This window comes from Candidatus Woesearchaeota archaeon, from assembly GCA_003694805.1.
In the GTDB taxonomy this organism is placed as follows: domain Archaea; phylum Nanobdellota; class Nanobdellia; order Woesearchaeales; family J110; genus J110.
In genome coordinates this window covers 1-1,020 of record RFJU01000079.1, presented here as the reverse complement: position 1 = coordinate 1,020, position 1,020 = coordinate 1, and the positions used below count along the sequence as shown (strand labels likewise).

Here is a 1,020-nt window from a genome sequence, read left to right as displayed (position 1 = left end):
CCGGCAGTGGTGCCTTACAGGACGTATGGGAGGAGGTTTGGTTAGGAGTGAGGAACAGAGCCCCGAAAGCTTTCGGGGGAAGAACTGAGTGCACTGCAAAAACCCCAAACTCACGAAAGACTCATTTATTTTCCTTAAAAGCGGCCAGAGGCCGCAACTTACTTGCGTCACCGAGCACAGCTCGGGACGAGCGGGGGTTGGTATTAGAGGATTTAAAAGACCGTGGGGTTGAAGACGTATTAATTTTCTGCACCGATGATTTGTCGGGATTCAGCGAAGCCATTTCAGAGGTTTATCCACAGTCTGTTATCCAGAAGTGCATCGTGCACAAAGTGCGCAGTTCGACCCGCTTTGTGGACGACAAGGATATCAAGTCAGTACGTAAGGATTTACGCACGGTCTACACTGCCCTCAATCGAGAAGCAGCGCGAACAGCAATGGAAGCTTTCAAGGTGACCTGGGGCAGGAAATATGAGCGGTTAATAGAAAGCTGGGAGGCGGACTGGGAAGAGCTTATGGCGTTTATGGATTACCCTAAGGAGTTACGCAGAATGATCTATACGACCAATCCTGTGGAAGCATTGCATCGCATCATACGTAAGCTCATAAAAGGCAAAGCGGCATGGGTGTCTGATACAGCGCTCATCAAGCAAATCTATCTGTGCTTGATGCACAATGAGAAGTCCTGGAAAAGGTCGGCTTTTGGATGGAAAGCCATCCAAAGAGAGCTGGTCAAAATTTACGGAGAACGATTCTCCAGGCACCTGATAGAGGCGTGAGCTCGCTTCGCTCCGCTTTCCGGCCTCCGGCCTCCAAGCGGAGCGAAGCGACAGTTTTGAAACCAATTTTTAACCACAGACACACTTAAGTGAACTATCCCCGCTCACTCATTTTTTTGTTCCTTAAAAGCGGCCAGAGGCCGCAACTTACTTGCGTCACCGAGCACAGCTCGGGACGAGCGGCGGGTGGCTTATAGCAACAAAGGGGCGATTCCTCTAAACCCCTCTAAACCCTATTGAT

Annotated in this window: 1 protein-coding gene; it reads left to right on the top strand. The window is 50.2% G+C overall.

All coding sequences use genetic code 11. From position 1 onward, the window contains the following. Positions 1 to 779 (top strand): hypothetical protein (locus tag D6783_02895; GenBank protein RME53110.1); only part of this gene is annotated, 779 nt, incomplete at its 5' end. Between the last annotated feature and the right edge of the window lie 241 nt (positions 780 to 1,020).